This is a genomic window from Streptomyces sp. NPDC044061 (genome assembly GCF_056434305.1).
Window position 1 is genome coordinate 1 of record NZ_JBWKFL010000061.1, and the last position, 15,947, is coordinate 15,947.

Genomic DNA, 15,947 nt, shown 5'->3' on the forward strand with positions numbered 1-15,947 from the left:
TCGAACGGCTCGCAGTCTTGGCCATGCACCCACCGGGACCGAGAGGTCACAACCCTACCTGTGAGGGCTGCAGGAACGATGGTCGCCTAATGAGCGGTCTGGCCTTCCTGTCGACCAGCAAGGGCACGGTCCGACACCAGAACTCGCTGTGGTTCCGTGTGCGGTAGTGCTCACCTGCTGGTAGCTATGTTTGCCCGACGAGCGCTCGACTGGCTCCGCACAGCACGCCTAGTTGGTCAGACGCTCGGAATTGCCACCAGCGGTGATCAAAAGCGTGACAGGACTGTCCGGGCCGATGCCGACGCGCTTCAGCAGCTGTGGCGCGTGGGACTGGACGAGGGCGGCTAGGCGTCGTTTCAATTCGTTGATTAGGGCCGCCAACTGCTGGATACGTTCGGCCAGCAGCTGCAGGTTTTGAAGCTTTCTGCACCAAGGAACAGCAAACGGCCCCGCCTCCCTGCCACGGGCACGAGACGGGGCCGCTCAGCTGCGTACGTCAGGTCGCGTTAGCCGCGCGCTTCTCCCGGTCACGCAGCAGCTTGCCGAACACCTTGTCGCGTTCCTCCGGCGGCATCTTGAACAGGAGCAGATTCCCGGCCTCGTCACCGTCGTGGTACGGGAACATCTTCGGCTCCGCCCGGTCCGTCGGCACCACAACTGGGGAGGTTTCTCGCGGCTCGGGAATGCTGTCCGGCCGCTCCGCTGGTGGCTGGGCCGGGGTGCCGTTCAAAACCGGGTTTTGAACCGGCGCAGCCGCAGCGACCGAAACCGGCTCGGGCTCGGTTTTCAAAACCGGGTTTTGAAGACGCGGCTCGACGGGGGTACTGGGCGGCGTCGGCGCGGCCGCCTTCTCCTTCAGCTCCGCCACCCGGGATCGCTGCTCGTCGTGGTTGCTGGTCTGCCCGGCCAACTGCCGGGCCTCCTTCACCTTGAACGTGCCGGCGTCGACCTCGTCCTGGATGTCCGGGGCCAGCTTCAGCAGAGCGAGGCGCTGCGAGACGTACACCTGGGACTTGCCGATCCGCCGGGCAACCTCCTGCTGGGAGCCGTGCCGCTCGACCATCACCTGCAGGTACTCGGCCTCCGCAATCTTCGACAGAGCCTTGCGGTGGATGTTCTCGATGATGACGGCCTCGTCGATGCGGCCGCCCTCGCCGAGCTGGTCCTGGACGCGGATGTCGATGCGGGTCCAGCCGAGCTGCCGGGCGGCGGCCAGGCGGCGGTTGCCGGTGACGACAACCCAGTCCGCTTCACGTAGCAGCTTGCGTGCCGCGGGCGAGGCCTGGGCAACCGCTTCGGGCTTGGCCTGCTGGAAGACGGGCCGGGAGACGACGGCGAGAGGCTGGAGCTGTCCGATCTCCTGCATGGAGGCTTTCAGCTCAGCGAACTCAGGGTCGTCGTCGCTGTAGTCGTCCTCGGGGCGCGGGTTAGAGGGGTTGCCGACGATGGTGTGCATGAGCACGGTGACGGGCGGCTCCGCCGACTGGCTCGGCTTGTCCTGCTCAGAGGTCCCTGTCTTGCCGCCGCCCCCGAGAAGCTCGCTCCAGTCCTTCTTCTTCGTCGCCGCCATCAGCGCTGGCCCTTCTTACCGGCGCCGATCTCGAGGGACAGCTTGTAGAAGTCCTCACGGGCTTCCATCGCCACGCGGTTCTTCTTGTACTGGGTGACGACGAGGCCTTCGAGGGCGGCGCGGGTATGGACCTTGTAGTGGCGGATGATGGTCTTGGCGAGGTTCCAGCCCTGTCCGAGGACGTAGTTCTTCGTCTGCTCGAGGTCGCCTTCGCCGTCGCGGGGGTCCCAGTTGTTGATGACGACCCAGTACTGCTTGCCGAGCGGCTTGACGACTTCCTCGATGGTGTCCCGGGTCGGCATGAATCCAAGGGGTTCGGGTTCGATGGGGACGATGATGTCGTCGGCGACGGCGAGGACGGCACGCATGGCGTCGGCGGCGGCGCTGTCACCGAAGGGGTCGCCGGCGTGCTGCTTCTCGTCTTCGGGAAGGTCCATCCAGCCGGGGGTGTCGATGAAGGCGTGCTTGACCTTGCGGGACCTCTTCAGCTCGGGGAAGAACGCGAGGTCATTACGGGACTTTGTCTGGATGAAGGAGAAGGGGAGGTCGTCGCCGACGCGTTCGGACCACCAGGTGGTGGAGCCTTGGGGGTCGGCGGAGACAGCTGCGACGTAGTCGGGTTCGTCGTCGGGGGAATCGCCCAGGACGTGGGCGGTGATGGCCGCAGTGTTGACGGTGAGAGTCGACTTGCCGACTCCGCCCTTGCGGTTGATGAGCGCGGTGATCCGTGCCATGGGTGGTGCTCCTGGTTCCGTGTACTTCCCGGCCCCGGGTGGGGTCGGTACTGGCGGACCGGGACAGCATGCCATGGAGGGGGCGTGGGGTGGGGATGTGGGGCTGGGGTCGGCGCGTCAAAACCCGGTTTTAGAGCCAGCCGGCTCCGGTTTACCGCGTTGATTGCCCCTGGCGGGTTCAGACAAGGCAGGCTGAGTTTTACGGCCTTGACCTTTCCCCGGAGGGGTTCCCAGCGCTCGCCCACTGGGGTTCCTGCTTCGTCGCCAGCTGCCCTTCGGGATGGCTCCGTTGAGGTCTTACACCGGCTCCACAGACGTTTTAGCTCTCCGCCAGCCCGGCGGCGAGGATGTTCTTCGCGGCGTTCACGTCACGGTCATGTGTGGTACCGCAGTCACAAGTCCAGGAGCGGACGTTCAGCGGCAGCTTCTCTTGGATCGTGCCGCAGCTCCCGCACAGCTTGCTGGAGGGGAACCAGCGGTCCACAGCCACCAGGTCGCGCCCGTGCCAAGCGCACTTGTACTCCAGCATCGACCGCAGTTCGGTCCAGGACGCATCGGAGATGGAGCGTGCCAAGTGGTGGTTCTTCAGCATGTTACGCACGTGCAGGTCCTCGATTACGACCGTTTGGTTCTCACGGACGAGACGAGTCGACAGCTTGTGCAGGAAGTCCCGGCGCCGGTCTGCGATCCGGGCATGGATGCGCGCCACTTTGGTCCTGGCCTTCTCGCGGTTTGCGGATCCCTTAGTCTTACGCGACAGCTTCCGCTGTGCTTTGGCGAGACGCTCGCGGTCACGGCGTTCGTGCTTCGGGTTGGTGACCTTCTCACCTGTCGACAGAGTCACAAGGGACATTATGCCGGCATCGATGCCCACTGCGTTCCTGCTGGTTGGTGCCGGGGCGATGGTGGCCTCGCACAGCAGGGATACGAACCAACGTCCTGCAGCGTCCTGGGAGACGGTCACCGTAGACGGCTCTGCCCCTTGGGGCAGTGAGCGCGACCAGCGTATGTCCAGCGGCTCGGACATTTTCGCCAGATACAGCTCCCCCATACGCCAGCGGAACCCGGCACGCGTGTAGGTAGCGGACTGCCTGGCCTTCTTCTTCTTGAAGCGCGGGTACCTGGCACGCTTGTCGAAGAAGGCCGCAAAGCCCGTCTGAAGATGCCTCAGTGTCTGCTGAAGCGGCACCGACGACACCTCTGCGAGGAACGCCGTCTCAGACTGCTTCTTGAGCACCGTCAGGGCACGGTCGGAGTCGGCGTACGAGATTCGCTTGCCGTGCTGTAGGTATGCCTCGGTGCGGAGTTGCAGCGCCCAGTTGTACACGAAGCGGATGCAGCCGAACGTGCGGGACAGCTCAGCTGCCTGCTCGTGCGTCGGGTAGAAGCGGTACTTGAAAGCCCGCCTGATCTGCTGCATCACACTTACACAGTACTAACTGTCTGTGTAACGAGGTGTTGTCTCAGGCGAATTCAAAACCCGGTTTTAGCCGAGCCGGGGGACGCGACGGTGTGGGGCCAAAACCGACTCTTAGCCAGCCTCGTCGTCGTCCTCGCCGCCCGGCTCGGCGTAAGCCTGGCCGTCGTCCTTGTACACGGCCTCCTGGAATAGCTGGGCGTGGTCTCGGACAACTGGCGGCCGCGGGTAGTTCGTCTTGGCCTTGGTCGGCAGGACGGTGGCGGGCATCAGATGCTCCCGGCGATGGTGAGGACGGGCACGACGGTCGCCGGCTGGCAGGCGGGGCAGACCTCGAGAGTGGCCATGCAGATGAGGCCGCGCATCCAGTCGTCCAGGAAGGCACGTTCCTGGACGCCCTCGGCGTTGTGCCAGGAGTCGGGGTAGCGGCTGACGGTGGTGGGCTGGCGCATGGCGGCTCCCTGTCGTGCTCGGTGATCGCGATCAGGTTGTACCAGAACCGCCGAAGCATTCCCTCTGTTCTGGCAGTCCAGCGGCGCATGGAGATGTCGGCTTGCTCGGCGAGGGCTGCGGTGTGACTGGCGCTGCGGGAGACGTTGCGTATGAACGCCAGGCAGACGTCCGCTCTGAGCGCGACCGTCTCCATGTTGCGACGGAACCCGGCCGAACGGTCGAGGACGCCTCCGGTCCGCCAGTTTGCGGGGCTGCTCCACATCGGCATGGCATTCCTTGCCTCGTAACCAGCGGGCGTAGCAGTCGGCATGCCGGTCGGCTCCGGATGGGCAGGCGCTATGGACGACGAGCATGGGGCTTGGGCCAGCGTTGACGAGTTCTTGTTCCGACGCGGCACCCGTGGTGGTGACGTCGCCCTAGTCACGGCTACGGTCACGAGGATTCGGTAGGACTTGGTCAGTCGAGATTCCCTCCCTTCAGGCGACGTCGGGATTGAGGCGGGGTTGGGCGAGCCCGGCCTGCATATGGATGGCGTCCAGGCACAGGCGGACTCCGTACAGATCGGTGACTCCTTCCCCTCATGAGAGGGGGCTTCTCGCTATGCCAGTGTGGCTTCGCGACGGACCGGCCCGGCCCGTAGAGCGTTCAGGGCAGCCACGGTTTCGGCGTGCACGGTGTGGCCGCATGCCTGACTGTGGAACGTCTCCTAGGTGGGCCGGTTCTCCTTAGCGGTGCGTCCACTGGGGCACCGCCGGGAGGTGTTGCGGGGGCCCACCGCCATCCCTTCCCGTCCAGCCCATCCGTGCGTCTGGGCTCGGTTGAACAAGTCAGGAGCCTGGTCAGAAGCCCCTTCAATGTCCTGTCTGTGCCACCCGGCCAGTGCCACCTCCGGCTAGGGAGGCGTTCACCGGCATGGCAGTAGTGGCCCCGGAAGACGTCATCGGCCGGAACGTGTTCGGCGGGTGGACTCCCACACCGACACCCTCCACGTCGCGATCGGCAGCGACAACGGCGGTCACCTCGCCACCACCCCCGCCGGATACGTCGCCGCCCTGGCCTTCATCGACGCCACGGCAGCGTGATCCCGATCGGCGTGGAAGGCATCCTTCTATGGAGCGGGTTTCACCCGCGCCGCCCGCTCGCACGGACACCGGGTCATCGAAGTCAACCGGCCTGATCAGGCCGAACGCCGCCGCATCAGCAAGTCCGACCCCATCGACGCCTACGCCGCCGCCCGCTCCGCGGTCAAGGCCCGCTCTTAGAAGCTCGCCGTTTGCTGGATCGCCCGCGCGAGTGTCAGCACGCGCGTACCGAGGCTCGGCTACGGCGAGGTGGGGGAGTGACATGTTCTGCTTCGCTGCCCTGCGGCGGTCGGCAAGTCGCACCTGTTCGATGCGCCAGTAGTCTCGCTCCGCTTCGTGGCGTTGACGTCTGCGCTCTCTCGTGCCCGCAGTACCCAAGCGGTCGGCGACCGCCGACCATCCCGAGGCGGGATCCGTGCAGTCTGAAGTGAGTACACCGATGCCTTCGAGTGCAGTCGGGTAGAGGTGGTAGAGCTCTCCGATGTGGCGTACTAGGCCGAGCGTCTTGAGCTTTCCCAGCTGGCGGTAGGCGGTTGGGCGAGAGATAGAGGCGCTGCCTTGGAGTTCTGCAACGGTCTGCCCGTCACGTGCGGCCAGGGCTGCCAGGATGGTGAGCCCGCTGCCGCCGAGTCCGTGGTGGGCGAAGGCGTCGAGGTGCATCGCCTGGGTGGCTGTGTGTGAGTCGATGTCGGCGTGGGCGTGTGTCTGTCTCAGATCTGAGCCACCCATGGCCCCCCCAGCCTTCGGCCCTTGAGGGGTGGACCAGGTATGAGACGTGGTGCGAGGGACGGGCGAGATCAGCATCCAGCGTGCGCCCTCGGTGGGGGAGCCCTTGTCGAGTTGGCGCAGCAGTCTGGTTTGCAGGAGGCGCTGGTTGGAGTTGCGTGCGGTGGTGCGGCTGCAGCCCATTCTCTCGGCGAGGTCGCGCTCGGAGACGGTGTGGTCCCAGCTGCCTGAGCGGCTACAGATTTCCAGGCGTGCAAGCATGTTGCGCAGGTCGGTCTTCCTTGCGGTGCCCGTCCAGGGGGTGCACTCGATCCGTGCGCGGAACGCCGCTAGGGCTGCGTGGAAGTCCTGGCGACTGGTAATGCGGTCGGTGGACTGAACGTACTGCTGCGCGCCGTCCCAGGCCCGGTGAAGCCAGGCGGCTGCTCTGTCGTATCCGCGGCGGTGCTGGAGCATCCGGGCGTGCTGGCCGGCTTTGTACGGACCGTCGAGGAGGACCTGGACGAATGAGGCACGGCTCCACCCCACGCGGGCGGCGTCGGCGGCCAGGGCGCGGGTTACGGCCCAAGCGTGGTCGGCGGCCGCGGTGTTCTTTCCCCCGCGTTGCAGGTTGCCCATTGCGTAGGCGTCCTCCTGGTCCCCCAGGTGGAGCAGCTTGTGCATGCGCGTGGACAGGGGCGGCAATTCTGCGAGGAGCCCGATCCGCCGCTGGGGCAGCCGCAGCTGGTTCATTGGTGCACCACGGTCGCGGTCGGCACTGAATCCCTGTAGCGGCGGGCGAGCTTGGCTCGGCTGGAGCATCGCGGGCGCGGTGTGGGTCCAGATCGCCGAGGTGTGCGGGGAAGGGAAGGTGCCTGAGGAGCAACCCAGGCACAGTGGGCGCTTATCCGGCTCGTCATGATCACGTCGTTCCTCCGGTGCGGCAGGCTGAGCTAGCCGGCGACCGACGTGGATGGCGGGGGAGTCCTCCAGCGGGGGTATGCGTGGAGCCGTGGCCACGGCGCGAAAGCTGTATCGAGAAAAATGCAGAAGCGGAGGAATCGGGCCGGGGTTGGTGACAAGTGGCAGCCGTCTGCTGCATCATGAAGGCGTTCCGTTCCCTGTGGGATGGAACGTCGAGGCCTCTGGCAGGGCCCCGAGCTCCAGAATGGAAGTGGTTTCGCCCGGCTCCCTGTGAGAGGAAGTCGGGACTCGCTCGACCGGCATGTCGGGCGATAGCGCAAGGCCGGCGGTTGATGGGGTGGTGGCTCACCCCATCAAGTGCGAGGCCGAGCCCGAAGGTCTGACAGATCGCTCCGGGCCGCGGGAACCTAGGTCATGAGACGCTCCCCAGCCGGTCCCCTTACCTGGCCAACAGCCACGTCATCCTCCTGTCTGCGGCGGACACAGCCGCCTCGGCTGAGGCGAACGTGAGCGTGCACCCGCCACCTGAACCGCCGCTGCTCGGGCGCCCGAAAGACTGCTGCCAGGCCTGCAAGGCAGGCCTGAACCCCGGCCTGCTTCACGCCGCGTAATCTGCAACGATGCGCTCCTGGTGCCGGATAACCACGCCGGTCCCAATGGCGGCCCGGGCGGCATTGAGGAGCAGACGCCCATAGGCGATCAGAGGAGAGCCGTGAGCTCGCTCAGGGGCCAGGATGCTGACCGCTGCGACCACGCGCGGCTCGGCTCCGGGAATGGCTGGGGCACCGGGCAAACGTCTGAGGGGGACAGAGACCAGGACCCAGCCAGGGAGCGGAGACGGGGAAACAGCTACCTGGGTGGAACGTATCTGCTGGAGGTCTCCGCGCAGCGGCGTGTCCTCGCTGACGAGATTGGCCAGCATGGCAAGGCCCGGCGCGTCAGAGTCAAGGGGTGCCCGCCTGAGCTCGTCAACGGCCTTCGGGATGACTGCCAGAGCAGTCCGGAACCGAACGGCACCAGTTCCGGCGGCCGCGATGCACAGTCGCTCACTCGTCACGGGCGCATGGGTATGCAGCAACACCACCTGCTGGGTGCGCTGGTGGAGCCCCTTCAGAAGCCGACCAGCACCGAGCAGGGGAGTAGCGCAGGGGTGCAGCAGTTCCGGAACCTCTGCCGACGCCGCTGCTACGGGGCGAAGCTCCCAGTAACCGTAACGGGGGCGGTCACACAGCCCCGCTTCCAAGAGATGGCGCAGCCGACGTTGGACCTCGGAGTCATCCAAGTTGGTGCGCCCGGAGACAGCTCGGAACTTGTGAGGGCCGGGACCAAGCTGCGTCAGCGCGTGTAGCACCGCATAGGTGCGATCGCCCTCCCTTTGTCGATGAGAGCTACCTGAGTAGTTGGTCATCATCCCTCCCGAAAGCGCCAAATCAGCACGCCTGCACAGGCGTTGGTGCTGTCGGTCTGTGAACACGATCTCTACCGCGAGGGTGAGCGCTTGACCAGGAACACCCCCTTCCGGAAGGGCCCTTTCCTGTCACTGATCGTGAGAGTCGGACTGGAACCAATACTGCAACTACACAGATATACTGATTGATCCCATTGCTTTCGGTGAACAGTAGCGGTGAATCTCCGCACTCAAAGGCGGCATATTGTCGATAGATAGTCACGTTCCACTCAAGAACCCTGGACGCCCCTGGCGGGCTCCCCGCACCGCACCGGCCCTTGCGTGGCCGACGGGAAGCAGTCGGCAATGCAGAGGGGCGTGACTCACTTTCCAGATGCAGGTCCCCAACCTCACCCGCACCGCCCCCGATCAGGCACAGTCCGACGACCACGCACGCCGCTACGCTCCAGCCTGCTCCCCTACTGCAAGATTCCTGTGATCACCCCGAGCCTTGCAGATGCCGATACCCGAGGAGAGCGGCCACGAGCGAGGAGACCGCCGCGAGCCGAGCGGTACGAGAAGGGCGACTGCGTACATTGCCTTGCAGGACGACGGCCCCTGGCTGATGGCCATGGCACCCGGTGGGCGGGAGCACATGGATGAGGACGACGAAGATCCCTGGACGGAGGAGCCGACGGTGTTCCTCGACGGGGCCCACTGACCATCTACAGCCGCTGCCCGGCCCTTGCCGAGCTCGGCATGAGGAAGCCGGCCGTGGCGGCCCGTGGCAGTGGAGCGAGGGCCTTTGGGGGCTCGACGCGATTCCCCTACTGCACGGCGGCCGTGCGCCCGCTCGCGCTTTGAGCGGCCCCTAAGTTCGTCGGCTCGGCGACGCGCAGCACGGCATCACGCGGGGCGGTCAGTGCGTGACCGGACGTTTCGATGCCCGTTGTCTGCCATTGCCTTCCGGATTCACTTTGCCCTCGTACGGTCACGGCATTCTCGGGGGCCAATTGAACTGCAGGGGTGGGCATGAAGAACATGGCAACCGGCCGTATCGCTGCCGCCGCGGCAATCTCCGCGTGCCTCACCGCCGGAGGCATGGCGATGGCGGCCAACTCGACCCAGCACACCGCCTCACTCGCGACGCGTGCCGTCGCAGTCGAGGGCCAGCAGGACAGTGCCCTCGCACGGGCATTCGATGCGGTCGATCGCAACACCGCCTGGCAGCTCACCGGCAAACTGAAGCTCAACTTCCCGACCTACCACACCGAGGGGATGGTCCAGGCTGGGAGTCACATCTTCCTGTCCGCGGTCCAGATCATCCAGGCCACACAGAAGTACCCCACCCCACAGGGTGGGTACGACCGCACTCCCGGTCGCGGGATCGGTCATGTGTTCGTGATGGACCGCGAGGGACACCTGCAGCGGGACATCGTCCTGGGCGAGGGAGACATGTACCACCCCGGTGGCATCGACTCCGACGGGAGATCGGTGTGGGTGCCCGTTGCCCAGTACCGCCCGGGCAGCAGCTCCATCATCTACCGCATCGACCTCAAGACCCTCGACGTCCAAAAGGAGTTCGAGGTCAAGGACCATATCGGCGGCATCGTCCGGGACGAGGTCACCGGTCACCTCGTCGGCAACACCTGGGGCTCGCGGCACTTCTACGAGTGGAACGAGCAGGGCCGACAGATCGCCGACTGGGACAACTCCGAGTACTTCATCGACTACCAGGACTGCCAGTACGTCCCGGACCGCAAGATGCTCTGCGGCGGTGTCACGAACCTGCCCCAGACCCCGACCGCAGGCGGAACCGACGCCGTCTACGAACTCGGCGGCATGGCCCTGATCGACCTGCGCAGCCACCAAGTGCTGCACGAGGTGCCCTTCCAAAAGTGGTCGAGCGCCAGCCATGTGGTCACCCGCAACCCCCTCAAGCTGGCGGCCGACGGAGGCACGATCACGATGTGGGCCGCCCCAGACAACGGCGAGGAAGGCAACGGCACCGAGATCCTCACCTACCAGGCGAGCGTGCACCCGGCCGGCTGATGTGCCGGAGCCCGGGCGCGGCAGGGCGTGGGCGAGCATCGCGACGCCTGCTCCTGCGGCGCGCAATGGGAAGGCGCCGACTGCCATGGGCGGGCGGCGCCTTCCCCTTCTGCTTTTGTTCACTCGATGTTGAAGGCTTGACGCGCGTAGGAACTGCCTCCGGGGCCAAAAATCCCCAGCGTCGGTTTCGCCTGCAGTCGAGAGGAATCCCATGCAGTCAGGCAGGAGAAGAACAGCGCTCAGATATGTGGCAGTTGCCGGTGCCGCGGCTGTGGTCGGCAGCCTGCTGGCGCCGTCCGGGGGTGCCGCGTACGCGGTCTCCTCGGACATCGTCATCAGCCAGGTCTACGGTGGCGGCGGCAACTCCGGAGCGCCGTACACGAATGACTTCATCGAGCTGTACAACCGCGGTACCAGCACGGTGTCCGTATCCGGCTGGACGGTCCAGTACGCCTCGGCGTCCGGCTCCACCTGGTCGAAGACGACGCTGTCGGGCAGCATCGCGCCGGGCCACTACTACCTGGTCCAGGAGGCCGCCGGCGCCGGAAGCGGCGCGGCGCTGCCCACCCCGGACGCCACCGGCAGCATTGCGATGAGCGCGACCTCCGCGAAGGTGGCCCTGGTCACCAACGCTACCGCGCTGACCTGCGCCACCGGCTGCGCGACCCAGGCCGGAGTGCGGGACTTCGTGGGCTACGGCAGCAGCGCCAGCTCGTACGAGAGCGCGCCGACCGGCACCCTGTCCAACACCACCGCAGCACTGCGCACCGGCGGCGGTTCGACCGACACCGACAACAACTCCGCCGACTTCACCGTCACCGCGCCCAACCCGCGCAACTCCAGCTCCAGCGGGGGCGGCGGGGGAGGCGGTAGTACTCGTATCCGTGACATCCAGGGCACGGCTCACGTCTCGGCGTTGAACGGCCAGCAGGTCAGCGGTGTGGCTGGTGTAGTGACCGCCAAATCGGCCACCGGCTTCTGGATGCAAGATCCGCAGCCCGACACTAACCCGGCCACCAGCGAGGGGATCTTCGTCTACACCAGCACCGCCCCGACGGTCGCGGTCGCCGACTCGGTGACCGTCGCCGGGACCGTCAGCGAATTCCGCCCCGGTGGCACCAGCGGCACCGACAACCTCACCACCACCGAGATCACCGCGCCGACGGTGACGGTCGTGGCGAGCGGTGCGACACTTCCCGCGCCCACCCTGATTGGCCCCGGCGGCCGCGTTCCGCCGGCCACGGTGATCGAGGACGACGCCACCGGAGACGTGGAGAACAGCAGCGTCTTCGACCCGGCGAGCGACGGCATCGACTTCTGGGAGTCGATGGAGGGAATGCGGGTCGAGATCGACAACGCGGCCGTGGTCGGCCCGCGCACCAGCTACGGCGAGATCCCGGTCGTCCCGCAAGGCAGCACCACCCGCACCAACCGCGGCGGCATCGTGCTGCAGTCCGACGACGCCAACCCCGAGCGGGTACTCGTGGACGACACACTCGCGACCACCCCGGCCGCGAACGTCGGCGACACTCTCTCCGGCGCCACCACCGGCGTACTCGACTACTCCTTCGGCAACTTCAAGCTGCTTGCCACCAGCACCCCCGCGGTGACCAGCGGCGGCATCACGCCCGAAAGCACCCAGACGCCCACCGCCGGCGAGCTGTCCACCGCCACCTTCAACGTCGAAAACCTCGACCCGTCCGACCCGCAGTCCAAGTTCGACGGCCTTGCCGGGCAGATCGTGACCAACCTCAAGTCGCCCGACCTGGTCGCCCTGGAGGAGGTCCAGGACAACAACGGCGCCACCGACAACGGCACGGTGGCCTGCGACCAGACGATGAGCAAGCTGATCGCCGCGATCACCGCCGCGGGCGGCCCCAGCTACACCTACCGGCAGATCAACCCGCAGAACGACGCCGACGGCGGCGAGCCCGGCGGCAACATCCGCCAGGTATTCCTGTACCGCACGGACCGCGGGCTGGCCTTCGTCGACCGCTCCGGCGGCACCGCCACCACCGCGAACGCGGTCGTCAACACCGGAGGCGTGCCCTCGCTGAAGTACTCGCCGGGCCGTATCGCCCCGACCAACTCGGCGTTCTCCTCCAGCCGCAAGCCGCTGGCCGGCGAGTTCACCTGGAAGGGCAGCACGGTCTTCGTCATCGCCAACCACTTCAACTCCAAGGGCGGCGACCAGCCCCTGTTCGGACACTCTCAGCCGCCCACGCGCTCCTCGGAGACACAGCGGCACAACCAGGCCACCGTGGTGAAAAACTTCGTCGACCAGATCCTGGCCGTCGACGCCAGTGCCTCGGTGATCGTGCTGGGCGACCTCAACGACTTCGAGTTCTCCCAGACCACCGACATCCTCACCGCGAACAACGCCCTGGTGGACCTGCCCCGCACACTGCCCGCCGCAGAGCGGTACACCTACGACTACGAGGGCAACTCCCAGGTCCTCGACCACATCCTGCTGTCGCCCGGCCTCGCCGCCAAGGCATACGCCTACGACGTCGTCCACGTCAACTCCGAGTTCGCCGCGCAGCTCAGCGACCACGACCCGCAGGTCGTACGCATTCCGCTGCCCTGACCCTCGAACCCGGCCGTTGGGGACGCCTCCGGCCATCCCGGATGCGTCCCCGACCGCCCCTCGCTCGCGGCTGGCTGAGGACTGCTTTCCACCACATCAGCTCAGGTGCGTGCCTCGGCAGCGCTGGGCCGAAGCTTCGCCCGGAACTACACCGCCTTCGCGACCCATGATCTGCTCTATCAGCGCTTCTGCGCCCATCACGCACATGGCTTCCGCGAGGGGGTGGGCTGGCTTCCGGTCGTGGAGAACGGCGACATCGCGCTCAAGCTCACCTCGATGAGGCTCTGGTCCTGTCGGGCTGGCTGGAGCGAGTACAGATGACAGGTCTCTGCTGCCTGATCGACGATCTGGCCGTATGGGCCCCGATCCACGAGATCGCGGGAATACTGGACAAAGCGCTCGCTGATTCTTCGACGCCGACTGCGACGAACGTCTGGAGACTGCCCGGCACCGTCTGTGGACGGCCATGGGTAGCCCTGCCGAAGAGCAAGACGGCTGAGCTGCCCTTGCCCATCACCAGCGCTTCCGCGAAAGCCATGTCGTTTGGGAACGCCGGCCCGCGGCGTTCCCAAACGACATGGCCACTCAGCGGCCCACGATCTGCCACCTGCACTGCGACAGGACATTCATCCTGTGCCGGGAGGGTGAAATGACCTGGTCAGCTGAGGTGTGAAAGAGCAGGGCCTGTCGTCGTTGGCGTGGTGATACCACTCATCGCACTGGCAACCAAGGGGCCCTGTTGGTTCCGTATCCTTCCGCCGGACCGGAGTGGGAGCAGGGGGCGTGGTTCAGCGCGGACGGCGGGGACCGGTTCTGCGCAGGCGGACGTGACGTTGGCGGCGCGGGGGACTTGGTGTCGAGCGGCAGGGCCGCGTGGGCAGGACGGTGCACCGTTGTCTCGGACGGTGCAGTCCAGGGCGGTCTGCTTGACCGGTATGGGCGGTGCCGTGGCATCCCAAGGTGGTGATGCGCGTTTGGCGTTTCGGTGGCTACCAGGTGGCATTCAGCTTCAGTACACGCTGTTTCAAGATCGTGTCGCCAGAGTTTCGCCTTGTGTCTATCTCACACTCGCGTGCCGGCGCCGCCTCTGTATGCGCTGCGGCTTTGACGCTTTCAGGAATGCTGGTGACAGGGATGGTTGCCGCTCAGCCGGCGGCTGCCGCGGACCCGGCCGGCTACCAGAATGTTCGGATCAACGAGGTCACCTCGTCGAACAGCGACACGGTGGAGTTGTACAACACCGGCTCGATTGCAGTGAGCATCAGTGGCTGGAAGATGTCCGACGACACTTTCTCGCCGCAGACGTTCAGCCCGTCCTCCAGCACGATCCCGGCAGGCGGCTTTGTCACCTTCAACTCGCCCAAGGGGCTGGGTGATTCGGACAAGCTGGTGATCTACACGGCCAGCGGCGCGGTGGTCGACCGCGTTGAGTGGGCCACCAACAAGGCGAAGCCGGCGATGGCGCGTTGCGGTGGCGACGGCACCGGGGGGTGGGTGACCACGACCGCGGCGTCCACGTTCGGCGCCCCGAACGCCTCGGGCTGCCCGTCGTCGATACCGGCGGCGAGCCAGGTGCGGATCAACGAGGTCACCTCGGACGGCGCAGACACCGTGGAGCTGTACAACGGCGGAACGAGCGCGATCAGCATCGGGTCGTGGAAGTACGTCGACAATGACACCACCCACTCCCCGGTCTCGATCTCGTCCTCCTCGCCGAGCGCGACCAGCATCCCCGCGGGAGGCTACGTCACGTTCAATTCCACCCTCGGTCTGGGCGACAACGACTCGGTCTTCCTCCTCGACAGCAACGGCAACACCGTCGACTCGGTGACCTGGGCGACCGATGGCGCCAAGCCGTCGGACGAGCGCTGCGCCAACGGCACCGGCTGGTTCCAGACCTCCACGACCGCGACACTCGGCAGCGCGAACTCCTGCTCAGGCAGCGGCGGTGGCGGTCAGCTGCTGGGTGGCGGCGGCTCACTCACCAACGGCTGCACCCCCGAGGCGCCCTCCGGTACGGGTTCCACCCCGGCGGGCACCCTGGCGTGGCCGGGCGGGCTGGACGTCACGATCGCCGACAACGTCTGCGCGTTCACCACCTCCACCGGCCCTGAAGGCCGGGACCTGAGCGGCCTGGCGTTCGACCCGGCGAACCCTTCGGTGCTGTGGGCCGCCAAGAACAAGAACTGGCTGTACAAGCTGGTCAAGAGCAACGGCAAGTGGATCCCGGACGCGTCATGGAGCGCGACTGGCAAGCAGATCCGTTTCACCGGCGGCACTGGCCAGCCGGACTCCGAGGGCCTGACGGTCGGCGCCAACGGCCACATCTACGTGACCTCAGAGCGTGACAACACCAACAACACGGTCCCCAAGGACACGATCATGGAGTTCGACCCGGCGGCGACCGGATCGACGCTCACGCCGATCCACCAGTGGGACATGACCTCACAGTTCCCGCAGCTCAACACCGGCAGCAAGGACGACGCCAACCTGGGCTTCGAAGGCGTCGGCTACGTACCGGACAGCTGGCTGACCGCGAACGGCTGGGTCGACCCGCTCACCGGCACGGCCTACAACCCGGCGAACTACCCGCTTCACGGGTCGGGCCTGTTCTTCGCCGGCCTGGAGTGGGACGGCACGCTGCATGTCTACGGCCTGAACTCCGACGGCACGTTCACCACGTTCGGCACGATCACGACCGGCAAGGACTCCGTGATGGATGTGACGTTCGACGCCGGAACCCAGCGCATCATCGCAACCTGCGACAACACCTGCGGCGAGACGCACACCTTCATGAAGGTCAACTCCAGCGGCGCGATCGTTCCGGACGTGACCTACACGAACCCGGCCGTCATGCCGACCGACAACCTGGAGGGCTTCGCGATCGCGCCGACGTCGACCTGCGCCAACGGCTTCCGCGAGGCGGTCTGGAGCGACGACGGCATCTACGGCTTCGGCTCCGGAAGCTCTTCCTACGGACACGCTGTCTACAGCGGCACCTTCCCCTGCTGATCCTGCCAACCACGGGGAGACGGC

At 66.3% G+C, this 15,947-nt stretch carries 10 protein-coding genes and 1 pseudogene; 5 read left to right on the forward strand and 6 right to left on the reverse strand.

Annotation, left to right across the window (positions count from 1 at the left end):
- Positions 1-496: 496 nt before the first annotated feature.
- The 6 genes and pseudogenes from AC07CM_RS44900 to AC07CM_RS44925 form a co-directional block, all read right to left on the reverse strand.
- Positions 497-1,570 (reverse strand): ParB/RepB/Spo0J family partition protein, encoded by a 1,074-nt coding sequence (locus tag AC07CM_RS44900; RefSeq protein ID WP_478882344.1) that lies wholly within the window; start codon positions 1,568-1,570, stop codon positions 497-499.
- On the reverse strand, positions 1,570-2,304 hold the full coding sequence (locus AC07CM_RS44905; protein ID WP_478882345.1) for a ParA family protein: 735 nt from the start codon (positions 2,302-2,304) through the stop codon (positions 1,570-1,572). The genes AC07CM_RS44900 and AC07CM_RS44905 overlap by 1 nt, the downstream gene beginning before the upstream one ends.
- A gap of 199 nt (positions 2,305-2,503) precedes the next feature.
- Positions 2,504-3,724 (reverse strand): annotated as a pseudogene (locus AC07CM_RS44910) (RNA-guided endonuclease InsQ/TnpB family protein).
- Between the two features lie 111 nt (positions 3,725-3,835).
- Positions 3,836-3,991, reverse strand: a complete 156-nt coding sequence (locus AC07CM_RS44915; protein WP_478882346.1) for a hypothetical protein — start codon at positions 3,989-3,991, stop codon at positions 3,836-3,838.
- The gene (locus tag AC07CM_RS44920; RefSeq protein WP_478882347.1) at positions 3,991-4,173 is read right to left on the reverse strand and encodes a hypothetical protein; all 183 of its coding nucleotides are present in this window, start codon (positions 4,171-4,173) and stop codon (positions 3,991-3,993) included. Before AC07CM_RS44920 ends, AC07CM_RS44915 begins: the two co-directional genes overlap by 1 nt.
- Positions 4,174-5,025: 852 nt before the next feature.
- The gene (locus AC07CM_RS44925) at positions 5,026-6,645 is read right to left on the reverse strand and encodes a helix-turn-helix domain-containing protein (RefSeq protein WP_478882348.1); all 1,620 of its coding nucleotides are present in this window, start codon (positions 6,643-6,645) and stop codon (positions 5,026-5,028) included.
- A 2,144-nt stretch (positions 6,646-8,789) separates the two neighbouring features.
- Here AC07CM_RS44925 and AC07CM_RS44930 point away from each other — a divergent pair.
- From AC07CM_RS44930 to AC07CM_RS44950, 5 genes are all read left to right on the forward strand, one after another.
- Positions 8,790-8,993, forward strand: a complete 204-nt coding sequence (locus tag AC07CM_RS44930; RefSeq protein WP_478882349.1) for a hypothetical protein — start codon at positions 8,790-8,792, stop codon at positions 8,991-8,993.
- A 311-nt stretch (positions 8,994-9,304) separates the two neighbouring features.
- Positions 9,305-10,324, forward strand: a complete 1,020-nt coding sequence (locus AC07CM_RS44935) for a DUF6454 family protein (protein ID WP_478882350.1) — start codon at positions 9,305-9,307, stop codon at positions 10,322-10,324.
- Positions 10,325-10,571: 247 nt separating this feature from the next.
- Complete coding sequence (locus tag AC07CM_RS44940) at positions 10,572-12,911, forward strand: lamin tail domain-containing protein (protein WP_478882351.1); 2,340 nt, start codon at positions 10,572-10,574, stop codon at positions 12,909-12,911.
- A gap of 105 nt (positions 12,912-13,016) precedes the next feature.
- Positions 13,017-13,232 (forward strand): hypothetical protein, encoded by a 216-nt coding sequence (locus AC07CM_RS44945; RefSeq protein WP_478882352.1) that lies wholly within the window; start codon positions 13,017-13,019, stop codon positions 13,230-13,232.
- Positions 13,233-13,853: 621 nt separating this feature from the next.
- Entirely contained in the window at positions 13,854-15,923 is a 2,070-nt protein-coding gene (locus AC07CM_RS44950) for a lamin tail domain-containing protein (RefSeq protein WP_478882353.1), read from the forward strand.
- The last annotated feature ends 24 nt before the right edge of the window (positions 15,924-15,947 follow it).